The sequence below is a fragment of the Bacillus sp. RZ2MS9 genome (genome assembly GCF_001816185.2).
Lineage (GTDB): Bacteria > Bacillota > Bacilli > Bacillales > Bacillaceae_G > Bacillus_A > Bacillus_A cereus.
In genome coordinates this window covers 3,351,547-3,366,002 of record NZ_CP049978.1, presented here as the reverse complement: position 1 = coordinate 3,366,002, position 14,456 = coordinate 3,351,547, and the positions used below count along the sequence as shown (strand labels likewise).

Here is a 14,456-nt window from a genome sequence, read left to right as displayed (position 1 = left end):
CTGACACAGCAGTATAGGTTGTGTTTAGTATACATAATCATTTTGAGGGGGAATTAAAAATGTTTAAAAAGTTAATGAAAGTATGTGTGTTAAGTGTAGCGAGTGTAGGGGTATTATTTAGTTTTCAAGAAAGTACATTTGCAGCTACCGATCTGAGTAGCTATTATGACGGAAAAAATCCAGCAACAACGAAAGTATACGGGGGAAGTACAACATGTGATGCAGATGGATTTAATGCAAAGTCTACAGCGGTGTACGAAGGTAGTAAAAAAGTAGGAACAGTGTATTTACGTTACAGTAATACATGTCATGCGGCATGGTCTAAGCTTGTTTTAGATCAACCAGCACCTTCTGTTTCTGGAGGAGTATATGCTTACGCTGTTATTAATAAATATAAAAATGGTGTATTCCAAAAATCAGTAGATTCTAATAGTGGTAATGGAGCAATTAAAACGGGGCAAACGAGCACTTATACAGGAATGGTGTTTGATTTAACTGCTGATTTTGGTTATACAGCTGATGCCGAAGCAGTGACGATTAATAATGGTTACGGGAAAACTGGACGTTATTAATAAAGGAGTGGAATCCTGTGAAACTTATTAAAAAGGTAAGCGCATGTCTTTGTCTGGCATTGCTCGTCGTAACTAGTGTGTTTAGTACGACCAATAATGATAAAGCATTTGCAGAAGACCATTCGTATGATGGGAAAAGTCCGTATTACAATAGTTGTGATCAATCAGCAGTAACGAAAGAAAAGAAGTGGATTGATTCAAATTCTTATGTGGAATTAAAATTTAGCACGACGTGTAAAACAGCGTGGGCAAAAGTTACTGTAACTCGCCTGGCAGTTTATAATAATGAAGCTGATGCAAGGATTGTTAGAAAAACAGATGGAAAGGCATACACTTGCGGAAGTGCTGGAGGAAATGGTGTTGTAAATAAAGGGCAAACATCATGCTATACGCCAATGGTATATGATTTAGATCCAAGAAAAGCACAAGCGCAGGGGAAACATGCAATTCCGAATAGTGATGCATATAATTATGCGGAGACTATTTGGTATTGATACGATTATACATGTTTTAAGAGCTGTTATTTGATATAAAAATGAAAGAGCCTTACTGCATTTTATTGTGGTAAGGTTCTTTAAAATTGTTTAATAGATTAAGTACATTCATTTACAAAGGTCTCTCTATATAATCGCTTTTAAGTATGGCCATAATAATTTCATCTGAGTATGTATCGTTATAAAATAAAGATTGACGTAAGGTTCCTTCTTTTGCAAAACCAACTTTTTCATAAGCTTTAATTCCGCGTAAATTATGGCTAAATACTTCTAACTGTAAACGATTTAATGATAGTTGTTCAAAAACAAATCTTAAAACGATTTTAATAGCTTCAGTTCCATAACCTTGTCCTGTTAATGCTATGGAAAGCATTGATATTCTGAATCCTGCTCTTTTGTTCTCCTCATCGATATCTAAAATCGACAACTCTCCAATCATCTCTTCAGTACTTTGTAAACAAATAGCGAAATCATAGCGACTTGAATCATTATTTATATGATCTATATGTTTCGTAATTTGCTCCAATGAAAAAGTGGACTTAGTTCCAGTCATATATCTTATTTCATCATCCATTGTACTTTCTAATATAATAGGAGCATCTAGCTGGCAAAGAGGCCTTAAATAAATTCTTTCGCTCTCTAATCTCATTATAATTTTCTCCTTTAGTTAGTAATTGAATGTATAAATACTTAAACTTTCTTCAATGAGTTACATAAAAAATATGAACCTTAATTCGATGTTACATGAATTTTATAATGGTATGGTATACCTAAAACAAATAATAAAAGTTTTATACACAACAAAATGTATCAACGAGTTTTTTGATCATACTATTATTCTTGCTACTCATTCCGCTTTGAAATGAACATGAATGTATTAACTAAGGTCTGTATCAGGAGGAGTATATCCAAGGTGCCTAGCCATTGATACAATTTGTCCTTTATGATGAAACTCATGGGTTTCCGTATGAGTTAAAAGCCATAGCGGAGTTGTACTCCAAGGCCCTTTTTGCCACTTTACTTCATTTGCAATATTTTCGAGCCAACGGTCATTGTATTCATCTAAAAAACGTTGTACAGTCTCATCTACTAACTTAAATCTAGCGCGAACTTTTTTCACATCTGCATGCTCAATTTCGTAATCGCTAGCAAATGAAAAGTCTACTCGCTTTTGTTTAAATGCGAATGATCCAAGCCAGTATCGGTAGCAATCGGCTACATGAATATGAGTCTTTATAATGCTACCGCTCCCGAAATTAGGAACTGTGCTATGTAATTTTTCTACTGGGATTTCTTCCAAAAACGAAAATAGAGTTTCTCTTGTAGAGCTAATAAGATTATATTGCTGTTTTAAAACATGTAACATGAAATTAACACTCCTCTTTTATTTACTAAACTATTTGTGTAATAAGTAATTCTATATGTACGAGAGGTGAACCTTTTTATTATTTTACTAAGCATATTAGATGTATTTCTTCATTGTTTCTGATAGATTAAACAAAGTGAAACTTTAATGAATTGAACATTCTTAGTTCATAATAAAATGTACATGAAGAAGGAGAACGATAAAATGAATAGAATAATTGGTCTAAAACAATTTGAAATAACGCGCGGGGCATTACTTAAATTTATGGAGACGCTAGATGATAAAATTGCAGATACGCAGCCAGAGGGTTTTAACAATACAATTCGTTGGCATATCGGTCATGTATTAACGGCAGCAGAAGTTTTCATGTTTGGAAAAGAATTCAAACAATTACCAACTGAATATCCAGGTATGTTTGGATATGGATCAAGACCATCTAAATGGACAACAGAAGGACCATCATTAGAAGTGTTAACGGTCCAATTAAAAGAACAAGCAAAACGTATTAAAGAAATTCCAGCAGAAGCATTTGAAAATAAACTGCCAGAGCCATTTCTAGGATTGGAAACAGTTGGTGAGCTTTACGGTATGATGCTTTATCATGAAGCTGATCATATTGGACAAATGAAGGCGATGGAACGTATTATTAAAGCTCTTTAGTCTTAATTGCATATAACAAGCAATACAGGTGTAATGTTAAATGATATAAACAAAAAAGGTAGATAAATTATTATCTACCTTTTTTGTTTAACTTCTTGAAGGATTAGGGATTATCATCGTGATGCTGATGAAGAAGGATAAGAGGATTTTATAATTTTTATGGTGTGATTATTAATTGTAGTATTCCTAAATATGGAATATAAGTATAATGATAGAGAAGAACTAGAAATAGGGGTGAATACTATGATTACATTAGAGCAAAAGTTGGAGCAATATAAACATACATATGTACAGTTAAAGGGAGAACTAAAATGGAAAACGAGCGATTCTCGAACAGGAATGATGATTGCTGCTATGTATGCAGGTAGTGATAAACTGTTTAATCTCGGACGTTTTTTAGAAATTAGTAGTTATATTAAGAATCAGGTAGGGATGTTTTCATACTTAAAGTCTTATCATCGTTTTGTAGTGGCAGCAACATTAGATATTCACTTTACAGATTACAAGAAAGCTTTTCGGGAGTTTTTAGATTTATATGAACAATTGGTCACTGGTGGGTTTAGCCGGAGTATATTTACTTATCTCGCAGCAGCTGTACTTTTAACAGAAGAAAATGAACAGCATGGCGCGCACATTCAACGCTCGATGCAAGTATATAAACGCATGAAAAAGGATCACCTCTTTCTTACAAGTACAAATGATTATCCGCTCGCGGTTTTATTAGCAGGACAATCAGAGAATGTAGACACACTTATGGACCGAGTGGAACGCCTTTATCAGAAACTAGCGACAGCTGGTTTGCATAAAGGGAATGATCTTCAATTTTTGAGTCATATTCTTTCACTAAAGAAGGATGTCAGGGAAGAACTGTTAGTCGCAAAATGCACAAATATATGGAATTTGTTAAAGCAAGAAAAGGTAAAAGTAAAACAGATGCATTACCCAGCTATCGGGTTACTAGCGTTACTCGAGGATGGAGAAAAAGAGATTCATTCTATTAGAGCATTTATTGAAAAATTGCAGGGGGATAAATTGTTCCGTTGGCATACAGATACAAATATTCTTATTGCTATTCAACTGTTCGTAAGTCAGAAAGGTGAGGAAAGTAAAACTACCAACACAGGTTTACAAACAATGATAGAAGTCCTCATACAAGCACAACAGGCTGCTATGATGGCAACGATTGCCGCTTCATCTGCAGCAACATCTTCTGCTAGTAGTAGTTCATAATGTGTAAATCCTTTAATAAGGAAGGTAAAAAGCCCATCACTTTCTAATTAGTGATGGGCTAACTATTTTTACATAATCAGCATTATTTTTTCGACTCTTTCAAATGTTTGAGTTGTGTAACAATCATAATGCTAATAACAACGAGTAAAAACCATGAGCTGATTTTACTTAAGTGAACGAGATTCCAAGCTTCCCGTTGGTTTGGATATTGCCATGCACCGAAAAATGTTGCGATGTTTTCTGCAATCCAAATAAAGAATCCGATAAGAAAAAAGGAGAGAACGAGCGGCATTTTATATGTAACGCCTCGTAATGAAAATTCCACAAATGTTCGAAAGAAAACGATGAATAGAAGTAACGTTAAGAACCATCTAAAATCGTATAGAAAATGATGTGTGAAAAAATTGAAGTAAATCAGTGCTCCTAGAGGTATTACAAAAATAGCTTTCGGCCAATGATGCATTTGTAAATGCAATCTTCTCCACGCTTGGCATATGTAACTGGCAACACTTGCATACATAAAGCCGCTGTAAAGTGGAACTCCAAAAACCTTTGAATATGCCTCTTCCGGATAACTCCATGAACCGAAATGAACTTTATATATTTCTAGTAAAAGGCCGATGAGGTGGAAGACAGTAATTACTTTTAATTCGTCTTTCGTCTCAAGGCCAGTCTTGTACATAACCCACTGCATAAGAAGGCATACGATGAGTATGAAATCGTAGCGGTATAACCCTGGGATCGAAACGATTTTTGAAAGGGCTAGTGTTAAGAAAATAACGACTGGGAATAAGCAGGATAATGCTTGTTCATAAGTAAAATAGAGTAGTTGTTTTATATATAACATTGCATCACCTTGGATGTTTTTATTTGAAAACTCAAAATAATGATTAAGTATACTACACTTTTAAAAATAAGCTAGTATTCTATTTTGCGTGTATTTGTAAGTTTTGGAAGGGAATTGTAATAAGTATTTTAATATTTAACGAAGTAAAAAAATAGTTTGCTATTTAAAAAAAGTGAGGATATAATATCTAAATGAAAATGATAATTATTATCAGTAATGATTATAAATTAAAAATAATTATAAAAAACAACTGCATATAAAGGATGAAATGAAACATGTTACATAAGTCTACTATACATGCTGGCAATAACCGCTGGATACATATTAAGTTCATATGTTTTATGAGCTTAACAATTATATGTTTAATTGGATCTATATTTTTGGCCGTCGCATTTGGTGCAAAGGATATTCATTTGCAAACGGTGTGGACAGCGGTTTTTGATTACAATCCGAAATTAACGCAGCATCAAATCATTTACGAATTAAGGCTCCCAAGGGTAATTGGCGCAGCAGTTGTAGGAGCGGCTTTTGCGGTCGCTGGGGCTGTTATGCAAGGAGTAACACGAAATCCTTTAGCTGATGCAGGTGTACTTGGCATAAATGCAGGTGCGATGTTTGTAGTAGCACTTAGTTTTGCCTTTTTTCCGCATATGCCGTATTCCTATTTAATGATTGTCTCCTTTATTGGAGCGGTCTTAAGTACAGTACTCATTTTTATTATCGGATCGGCCACATCAGGCGGATTAACACCGATGAGATTAACGATCGCTGGGGCAGTTATGGCTGCGCTTTTACATTCGTTAAGTTCAGGTGTCGCGATTTATTATGACTTAAGTCAAGATTTAGCTTTTTGGTACGCTGGTGGTGTTGCAGGGGTTAAGTGGGAACACTTGAAATTTTTAGTTCCTATTATTCTCATAACAATTGTTTTTGCGACAATTTTAGGGCGGTCTATTTCACTCATATCAATGGGGGATGATGTCGCTACGAATTTAGGAGTAAAAACGAACCGAACGAGAATACTAGGGATGATTATAGTAGTCATTCTTGCAGGTGTATCTGTTTCAGCTGTTGGCTCTATTGGATTTGTAGGACTAGTTATCCCGCACATTGCTAGAAAATTAGTTGGTGTTAATTATCGACTCATTATTCCTATGTCAGCATTATTAGGTGCTATGTTATTAGTTTTAGCTGACCTAGGGGCAAGAACAGTAAACCCTCCTAAAGAACTGGCGATAGGAATTATGGTGGCTCTTGTTGGAGTTCCGTTCTTCCTCTATACAGCACGTAAAGTTGGGAGGGAGTTGTAAGTGAAGAAGATTTTAAACACAGATAAAACGAGAGCCGTTACTGTAACTACAATATTTGGTTGTATTAGTATCGCTGTCATTTTGCTTAGCTTAAATACGGGGACACTTAGCATTGCACCGCTCAAAGTAATTCAAACGCTTTTCGGTCATGGTGATTTTGAGAGTGCAACCGTGCTGTACGATTATCGTATGCCAAGAATTATAATCACAATGTTAGCTGGTATTGGCCTTGGGATTTCCGGTGCGATTTTGCAAGGGTTATCAAGGAATGCGTTGGCCGATCCTGGTATTCTTGGACTGCATTCAGGTGCATCTTTCGGGCTAATTATATTCGTTACTTTCTTTCATTCTATTAATGAGAATGCATCGATATTAATACCGTTATTTACATTTGGCGGAGGAGTATTAGCTGCATTTCTTATTATTTTACTTGCGAGTGATCGATCAAAAGGTTTACTTCCCATTAGACTTATTCTCGTTGGTATCGCGGTTTCAGCTGGCTTTAGTGCAATTTCGTTATTTTTCTCTCTCAAGTTAAATGATGAGACATATACATTCGCTTCTAGATGGTTAGTTGGTAACGTGTGGGGAAGGGATTGGATTCATGTCCTTGCATTATTACCTTGGATTTTCATACTAACTCCGTATGCATGGCTAAAATCTAAAACGTTAAATGCATTGTCACTCGGTGATAGTGTGGCAGCGGGACTTGGTGTTTCTGTTCAAAAAGAACGGTTACTCCTTTTAGCTACAGCGGTTGGATTATCTTGCGCGAGTGTATCGATGGCAGGAGGGATTGGTTTTATTGGTTTAGTTGCTCCGCATATTGCAAGAAAGTTAGTAGGTACTACGTATCAACATTTCCTTCCACTAGCTGGCATTATCGGAATGATTATTTTAGTGCTAGCAGATACGATAGGTCGTTCTATATTTGAGCCAAACTCTATTCCAGCTGGTGTAGTAGTGGCAGCTTTAGGAGCGCCGTATTTTCTTTATTTACTTACAAAAACAAAATAAATACTTCAAAGAGGAGAACATATGAAAAAGAAACTTACTATTTTATTTAGCATCATGTGTATTTTAGTACTAGCAGCATGTGGTCAAACGAAATCTAATGAAGAGGCAACGAAAAAAACGAAAAAAAGTAATGACCCAAAAATCGCCTCTATGTCTATTCATTTAACGAATGATTTACTTGCATTAGGAATTACACCAGTAGGTTCTGTTATTGGTGGAGATTTAAAAGATTTCTTACCGCACGCTAAAGAGAAGTTGAAAGATACGAAGAAGCTTGGTGTTGTAACAGATCCGAATATGGAAGCGTTACTTCAATTAAAGCCAACTGACATTTATGTTGATGAAAAATATGCTGGTAAAGATGTAGCGAAATACGAAAAAATTGCAAAAACGCATACTTTCAATTTAGATGAAGGTACATGGAGAGACCATTTAAAACAAGTTGGTAAACTTGTAAACCGTGAGAAAGAAGCGGATCAATATATTCAAGATTACGAAGAGCAATCAAAACGAGTAAAAGGTTTAATAGATAAAGAGCTAGGTAATAACGAAAAAGTAATGGCAATTCGCGTTACTGCAAAAGAATTACGTGTATTTAGTACGAAAAGACCGATGGGACCAATTTTATTCCAAGACTTAGGATTACAACCTGCAAATGGTGTAGAGAAAATCAATGGAAAACGTCCTTTCGAAGTCATTTCACAAGAAGTATTACCTGACTTTGATGCAGATGCGATTTTCGTTGTTGTAAATAGAGATGATAAAGCAAAAGCTGCATTTAAACAACTTCAAGAAACACCAATTTGGAAAGACTTAAAAGCTGTTAAAGGCAAGCATGTATATATTATCAATGACCAACCATGGCTTGACTATTCTGCTTTAGGTAACAAAATGGCAATGGATGAAGCAGAGAAAATGTTTACGAAATAATATAGTTTTGCTATTAGGAAAGGCCCTCTAAATTTGGAGGGCTTTTTATTATTGTTAGAATAAACGAAAAATTATACAATGAAGTTAATTTCGTGTAGAGGAGATGTGCCAATGTCAGCGCTTATTGTAAGTATCCCGTTTATAAAGCAGTTTATGGAACAAGGGGATAAATAGGCTAAAATAAGTATCCCCGTTATTAAAAAAGGGGGAGTTTGAAATGACGATGAATCTTTTTCAAAATAAAATTGTAAAATTATCCGCTATTAGAGAATCAGATGCTGTAGTAATGGTTATGTGGCAAGAGGATAGTGAGTATTTAAGAAATGTCGATACAGATGTAGCGTTTCCGTAATCGTTACAAGAAATAGCAAGTGATGAGTTATTAAAAGGACGGAGATCGAATAGTGTTTCTTTCATGGTAAGGACAGTTCAAGAAGAGCGCTTAATTGGTTTTGTGGCGATTCATGGTATAGAGTGGAATAACAAAACAGGTTTATTAGCCATTGGTATAGGAGATGCGAATGATAGAGGAAGAGGATATGGGAAAGAAGCAATACATCTTATTCTAAAGTATGCTTTCTATGAATTGAATTTACACCGCATCGGTCTCGATGTTATTTCGTATAATAAACCTGCCATTGCATTGTATAAAAAGATGGGTTTTCAAATGGAAGGCTGTATGAGAGAAGCGGTTCAAAGAGATGGGAAGTGTTTTGACCGTATGATTATGGGGATATTGCGGGATGAATGGATAGAGCTGCAAGGTTAGAAAGTACATTCGAAATTATATATGTAGTATGCAGGAGATATAATGGTAATTGGCGAAAATTTACAGTGTGTTGATTGAATTTATAAGGAGTCATGTAAAATGAATTTAGAAAAGGCAAAACCAGTAAATGAAGAGGTCGCCGAATTAAAAGAACTTATTAAAGAGTTACACGGAAGTGTGCACCAACTTCAAAGTGAAGTGCAGCAACTAAGGCACGAAAGACCAGTTGTTGAAGTGAGAAAAGGTGTTCAATTATCACCAACAATTGTCGGACAAATTGGTGGTATGATTTTAGGTGGTTTAGCAATTATCGGTATATTTTGGTGATGAAAAAAGGTTTGCAGCACGGATGCTGCAAACCTTTTGTATTTGACGATATAATTTCATGCAATACAACTTTTACATTAAATAACGTAAATATATATAAGCATGTGATAACAAGAGTGCAACAATAGTTAATGGTAAACCAATTTTTAAGAAGTCCATATAAGAGAAGCCATGTCCTTCACGTTTTGCAATACCAGCAACGACTACGTTTGCAGATGCACCGATTAGTGTTCCATTTCCTCCTAAGCAAGCTCCAAGAGATAACGCCCACCATAGTACTTCGATTTGCGGAGAATCGACAGATAGTCCGAGTCCTGTAGCTAAGTCTTGAATAAGAGGAATCATCGTTGCGACAAATGGGATGTTGTCGATTGTCGCAGATGCGATGCCAGATACCCATAAAATAAGTATAGCTGCGAATCCGATGTCACCGTTTGTTACGTCGATTACTTCTCTTGCAAGTGAAGAGATAAGTCCGATATCAATTAACCCGCCAACGAGAACAAATAATCCGGCGAAGAAGAAAATGGTTACCCATTCAACATGGGCAAATACATCTTCAATATCATGTTCTTTCACGCCGATTAACATAAGAAGTGTAGCGCCTGTCATCGCGATAACAGCAGCGTCTACATGAATAATCGAATGAAGTACGAAGCCTAAAATAGTTAGTCCTAAAATCGAAATAGATTTTAAAAGGAGGCTTTGATCTTTAATGTAATCTTTTTCGTTTAATGCCATTAGTTTTTCGATTTGTTCAGGTGTTGTTTTTAGTTTGTTACGATACATGAAGTAAATAATGCCAAGTGTCACGATAGAAATAATAATTACGATTGGAGCTAAGTTAAGTAAAAAGGCGTTAAAGTCTAAATGCTTGTTTGCTGATCCAATCATAATATTAGGTGGATCACCGATTAATGTTGCTGTTCCGCCTATATTTGAAAACAGCACTTCTGAAATCAAATAAGGCACAGGATTTACTTTTAAAATACGTGTAATGGATAATGTAACAGGAACGATTAATAAAACAGTCGTTACATTGTCCAAAAATGCTGATCCGACAGCAGTTAATAGGGATAGTAATAATAAAATGCGAATCGGTTTTCCACCAGCTGCTTTTGCCGCTTTAATGGCCACAAATTCAAAGACGCCTGATTGACTCGTAATATGTACGAGAATCATCATCCCAATTAAAAGGGTAATCGTTTCCCATTGAATATGTGATGTGAAAGCAGTATGTAAATCTACAACTCCAAAAATAATCATAATAGCAGCACCGAATAGTGCGATTACAGCACGATTCAATTTCTCAGAAATAATAAATCCGTACGTGATTAAAAATACGGCAATTGCAAAATAATATTGCCAATTTGCTACTTCATGTGCTGACTGTTCCAATCATGTCACCTTCTTTAAATTATGTATTCAATTGTCGAAATGTATCTCGCTGCAATAATACGGGATAAAATATATTGTAGCAAATTCAAAAAAGAAAGAAAACTATTTAACAAAGTGAAGGAAAAAATGTATTTTTTACATATCATATAAAAAATATAAAAAACACAGTGCAAATTATTAGGAAAAGTGAGCGTTGTCCTCTAATATAGAGATAGCAATTTACATTATTTTTGCGTAAAATGGTTTAAAGAGGTGAATTCCGATGGAAATAGTAAAAGATAGTTCTCTTATTCAAAATGAAATTGAACGTTTTGTAAATAAAGATGTATATATTCATTTAGAAACGACAAACGGAGCGTATGCATCACACATAAATGAAAAGATGATGACAGTTGGTGCTTTCATTCGAAATGCGATTATCCGTTTTGAACGCGGGAAGATAACTGGAACAAATCCATACCGAGTTGGTTTGAAAATGGATCACGGTTGGGTATATGCTGAAGGTATTACGCACTGGGAAGTAGACGATCAAGAGCGTTTATTATTAGCTGGACATGATAATTTAGGTCGTCTAGCAGTTGCACTTGAGTTAAGCTTAACACCATTTAAGTAAGAAGGAGGGAAACTTATGGAGAGACATGTACTTGTTGTATTTCCGCATCCAGATGATGAAGCATATGCTGCGGGAGGAACAATTCGCTTATTAACAGATCAAGGAGTACCTGTAACGTATGCATGTGGTACTCTAGGACAAATGGGACGTAACATGGGTAAGAACGTATTCGCTAACCGTGAAACGATTCCACATATCCGTAAGAAAGAATTGAAAGATGCTTGTGAAGCGATGGGTATTAAAGATTTAAGAATGCTTGGCTTCCATGATAAAACGTTAGAATTTGAAGATGTTGATTTCGTTGCTGACAAAATTGAAGCAATTATTCAAGAAGTAAATCCATCTCGAATTATTACATTTTATCCAGAGCACGGTGTACATCCAGATCATAATGCATTTGGCCGCGCTGTCGTTCGCGCTGTATCACGTATGCCAAAAGAAGAGCGCCCAGTTATCCATGCTGTTGCGATTACGAAAAATCGTGAAGCAGTATTAGGAGAACCGGATGTTGTAAATAACATTAGTGAAGTATTTGATCATAAATTAACTGCATTAGGTGCGCACCGTTCACAAACAGAAGCAATGCTTGAAGACACGCATGCAAAAATAAAAAACAAAGATGCAGCAACATTAAAATGGCTGCAACTTGAACAGTTTTGGACTTATAAATGGGAGTAGGCTAGAAGGATACCTTCTAGTTGCTCTTACATAGAAAAAGCGCCGTCACTTGTGATGGCGCTTTTTCTTGTTGAAGACTATATATTTCTTAGGGTGCTTCAAAATTTTTAAATTAACGTGCAGTATAGCCTCCATCAACAAGAAGTGTTGTACCGTTAACAAAACTAGCATCATCACTTGCTAAAAATAAGACAGCTTTAGCGACTTCTTCTGGTGTTCCAAGTCTGCCTTGTGGATGAAGTGAAGCTAAATATTCTTTCTGTTCAGGATTAACACTACCAAGTAAAGGGGTGTCAATATAACCGGGGCACACCGCATTAATACGTATTCCATATTTAGCGTAGGCAGTACATAAATTTTGAGTTAATAGTTTCACACCACCTTTTGCAGAGGAGTATGCTGTTGGGGTAGGTAATGAAACAAAACTATGAATCGAACCAGCGTTAACGATGACACCACCTGTACCTTGTTTAAGGAATTGTTCAATCGAATATTTATCAGAAAGGAATACCCCAGACAAATTAATATCAATAGTTCTTTTCCACTTTTCATAGGATAATTCGTTTGCTGGTGCATCATCAGCAACGCCGGCATTGGCATACATAATATCTAATTTACCGTATGTACTTACTGTCTCATGAATTAGCTGTTTAATATCTGCCTCTTTTGTTACATCAGTTTTAATAAATAACGTATTATATCCATGTGCATTCAATTCATCTGATAGTTCTTTTCCACGTTCAGAAAAGTCAGCAATAACTACTTTTGCACCTTCTTCGATAAAAAGACGAACAGTAGATTCGCCAATTCCACTTGCACCACCAGTTATGATTGCTACTTTGTCTTTCAATTTCATATAAACCTCTCCATTCATCAATGAATTTAAGTCGAATTTTTAAATCTGGTTATATCACTATTAACCTTAAATAGTAAGTAGATAGAAGAAAAAGCTCGCGTTTACTTAATTGTGAGAGTGCTATTTTTTCTTTAGTGTACTTTTTGATACAGTTATGGACGAAAATATTAATTTGGTCAATCTTATCATTAGATTGAATATTTGGTAAAGAGCTCTCGAACAGAGCGAGTACGGATGCTGAAAAATTAAAATAAATATGAAGTATTATTTGTAGGGTAAGGAACAAGGGGGAGAGAAGCATAACGAAAACTACTACTCTATTTAAATAGGAAAAAACCTTGCAGGGGGGCAAGGCTTTAAACAGGGTATTAAAAATTATTGATTTATTAAGAATAACTTCTTCTTGTGAATAAACTAATTTTAGCATGATAACTCATATGTATGTGTTACGAATTTGTGAATAAAAACTCAATGATAAAAGTATGAGTGAAAGGAAATAATGTATTTGAAATATGTATTATTACACAAAGTTCAGTTGAAATAGTGAGGAAAATAAAAAAGTGCAATGAGCAAAATGATTAAGAGACGAATTATATGAAAGATTAGTTGAACGCCTAATATTTAATTTGTTTTACTATATTATTAATTCCGATGATACAAAATTCAAGAAATGACTTATCAATATAAAAACAAAAAGTCCTTAGAATCTACGGCTTTAATATGAAAAGATTTTAATCATTGGGCATAAGGGAATTCTATATTGATTGGTTGAAAGAGGGGATTTGTATATGTAATTTCTTTTTTCATTTAATTCTTTAGAACCTATTTTTAATAATGTATATAAGAAGCGTATATTTTGAATTATTTAATAGAATAATATATATTTATATTGATTTAGTGATTTTAGTTTGTTAAAAATGGGGAAATCGATATGAAGGTTAAATTTGCCGTAATAAAAGATGAGAGCTTTGATTGTAGTTTATTGGAAACAAAATTATTGAAAACTTTTAAAGAAGTAGATTGTGAAGCAGATATTGTAAAGGTTGAGGATGAAATTTTTGAAAACAATGATGTACAAACGCATTTATCAGAAATAACCATTCATGTTACTGGAAAAAATATTGGATATAGATCCGTTTCAGCCAGTATATTTATTGTTCTAGAGAGTTTATCAATACAGCTATTTCGTATTCATATTAGTATACTTTAAGCAGTTCAAAAATTCGCTTCTTCAGAAAATCATACTGATTATATGGAGTTGTAAATATGAAAACAATAGAAATTATCGTAGGTGCTCCCGAATGGTGGATTGCACCTTGTTTGTTGTTAAATAAACAAGGGATTCCTTTTCTAATTTTAATGTATCTCAACGCTAATTTATAAATAGAA

At 34.8% G+C, this 14,456-nt stretch carries 16 protein-coding genes and 1 pseudogene; 12 read left to right on the top strand and 5 right to left on the bottom strand.

What is annotated here, in order from left to right:
• The first annotated feature begins 59 nt into the window (after positions 1-59).
• Both BHV55_RS17205 and BHV55_RS17200 read left to right on the top strand, forming a co-directional pair.
• Positions 60-572 carry a DUF2690 domain-containing protein gene (locus tag BHV55_RS17205; RefSeq protein WP_000473748.1) on the top strand — a complete coding sequence of 171 codons (513 nt, stop codon included), beginning with the start codon at positions 60-62 and terminating at the stop codon, positions 570-572.
• 17 nt (positions 573-589) lie between these two features.
• Positions 590-1,066 carry a DUF2690 domain-containing protein gene (locus tag BHV55_RS17200; RefSeq protein ID WP_000767004.1) on the top strand — a complete coding sequence of 159 codons (477 nt, stop codon included), beginning with the start codon at positions 590-592 and terminating at the stop codon, positions 1,064-1,066.
• Positions 1,067-1,178: 112 nt separating this feature from the next.
• On the opposite strand, the gene BHV55_RS17195 is transcribed toward BHV55_RS17200, so the two are convergent.
• Positions 1,179-1,715 (bottom strand): GNAT family N-acetyltransferase, encoded by a 537-nt coding sequence (locus tag BHV55_RS17195; protein WP_001235431.1) that lies wholly within the window; start codon positions 1,713-1,715, stop codon positions 1,179-1,181.
• 228 nt (positions 1,716-1,943) lie between these two features.
• The gene (locus BHV55_RS17190) at positions 1,944-2,432 is read right to left on the bottom strand and encodes a DinB family protein (RefSeq protein WP_000903461.1); all 489 of its coding nucleotides are present in this window, start codon (positions 2,430-2,432) and stop codon (positions 1,944-1,946) included.
• 183 nt (positions 2,433-2,615) lie between these two features.
• Between BHV55_RS17190 and BHV55_RS17185 the strand changes: the two genes are divergently transcribed.
• Together BHV55_RS17185 and BHV55_RS17180 are read left to right on the top strand one after the other, a co-directional pair.
• Positions 2,616-3,092, top strand: coding sequence for a DinB family protein (locus tag BHV55_RS17185; protein ID WP_002196761.1), 477 nt, complete (start codon positions 2,616-2,618; stop codon positions 3,090-3,092).
• A gap of 192 nt (positions 3,093-3,284) precedes the next feature.
• On the top strand, positions 3,285-4,322 hold the full coding sequence (locus tag BHV55_RS17180; protein ID WP_070756842.1) for a DUF4003 domain-containing protein: 1,038 nt from the start codon (positions 3,285-3,287) through the stop codon (positions 4,320-4,322).
• Between the two features lie 82 nt (positions 4,323-4,404).
• On the opposite strand, the gene BHV55_RS17175 is transcribed toward BHV55_RS17180, so the two are convergent.
• Positions 4,405-5,169 carry a DUF817 domain-containing protein gene (locus BHV55_RS17175; RefSeq protein ID WP_001969367.1) on the bottom strand — a complete coding sequence of 255 codons (765 nt, stop codon included), beginning with the start codon at positions 5,167-5,169 and terminating at the stop codon, positions 4,405-4,407.
• A gap of 275 nt (positions 5,170-5,444) precedes the next feature.
• Between BHV55_RS17175 and BHV55_RS17170 the strand changes: the two genes are divergently transcribed.
• From BHV55_RS17170 to BHV55_RS17150, 5 genes and pseudogenes are all read left to right on the top strand, one after another.
• On the top strand, positions 5,445-6,479 hold the full coding sequence (locus BHV55_RS17170) for a FecCD family ABC transporter permease (RefSeq protein WP_048568282.1): 1,035 nt from the start codon (positions 5,445-5,447) through the stop codon (positions 6,477-6,479).
• Positions 6,480-7,496 (top strand): FecCD family ABC transporter permease, encoded by a 1,017-nt coding sequence (locus BHV55_RS17165; protein ID WP_048568281.1) that lies wholly within the window; start codon positions 6,480-6,482, stop codon positions 7,494-7,496. It begins immediately after the preceding gene.
• A 21-nt stretch (positions 7,497-7,517) separates the two neighbouring features.
• Complete coding sequence (locus tag BHV55_RS17160) at positions 7,518-8,426, top strand: iron-hydroxamate ABC transporter substrate-binding protein (protein WP_000728198.1); 909 nt, start codon at positions 7,518-7,520, stop codon at positions 8,424-8,426.
• 217 nt (positions 8,427-8,643) lie between these two features.
• A pseudogene (locus BHV55_RS17155) lies at positions 8,644-9,195 on the top strand (GNAT family N-acetyltransferase).
• A 99-nt stretch (positions 9,196-9,294) separates the two neighbouring features.
• Positions 9,295-9,522, top strand: a complete 228-nt coding sequence (locus BHV55_RS17150; RefSeq protein ID WP_001047304.1) for a coiled-coil domain-containing protein — start codon at positions 9,295-9,297, stop codon at positions 9,520-9,522.
• Between the two features lie 72 nt (positions 9,523-9,594).
• On the opposite strand, the gene BHV55_RS17145 is transcribed toward BHV55_RS17150, so the two are convergent.
• Positions 9,595-10,920 (bottom strand): ArsB/NhaD family transporter, encoded by a 1,326-nt coding sequence (locus tag BHV55_RS17145; protein WP_000437992.1) that lies wholly within the window; start codon positions 10,918-10,920, stop codon positions 9,595-9,597.
• Positions 10,921-11,182: 262 nt separating this feature from the next.
• Here BHV55_RS17145 and BHV55_RS17140 point away from each other — a divergent pair, with 262 nt between their 5' ends.
• Together BHV55_RS17140 and bshB2 are read left to right on the top strand one after the other, a co-directional pair.
• Positions 11,183-11,533, top strand: coding sequence for a YojF family protein (locus BHV55_RS17140; RefSeq protein ID WP_000407045.1), 351 nt, complete (start codon positions 11,183-11,185; stop codon positions 11,531-11,533).
• Positions 11,534-11,548: 15 nt separating this feature from the next.
• Positions 11,549-12,211 carry a bacillithiol biosynthesis deacetylase BshB2 gene (gene bshB2, locus BHV55_RS17135; protein WP_000439483.1) on the top strand — a complete coding sequence of 221 codons (663 nt, stop codon included), beginning with the start codon at positions 11,549-11,551 and terminating at the stop codon, positions 12,209-12,211.
• Positions 12,212-12,323: 112 nt separating this feature from the next.
• Here bshB2 and BHV55_RS17130 read toward each other — a convergent pair whose 3' ends face one another.
• Positions 12,324-13,067 (bottom strand): SDR family NAD(P)-dependent oxidoreductase, encoded by a 744-nt coding sequence (locus BHV55_RS17130; protein WP_000768017.1) that lies wholly within the window; start codon positions 13,065-13,067, stop codon positions 12,324-12,326.
• Between the two features lie 931 nt (positions 13,068-13,998).
• Between BHV55_RS17130 and BHV55_RS17125 the strand changes: the two genes are divergently transcribed.
• The gene (locus tag BHV55_RS17125; protein WP_000865018.1) at positions 13,999-14,277 is read left to right on the top strand and encodes a hypothetical protein; all 279 of its coding nucleotides are present in this window, start codon (positions 13,999-14,001) and stop codon (positions 14,275-14,277) included.
• The last annotated feature ends 179 nt before the right edge of the window (positions 14,278-14,456 follow it).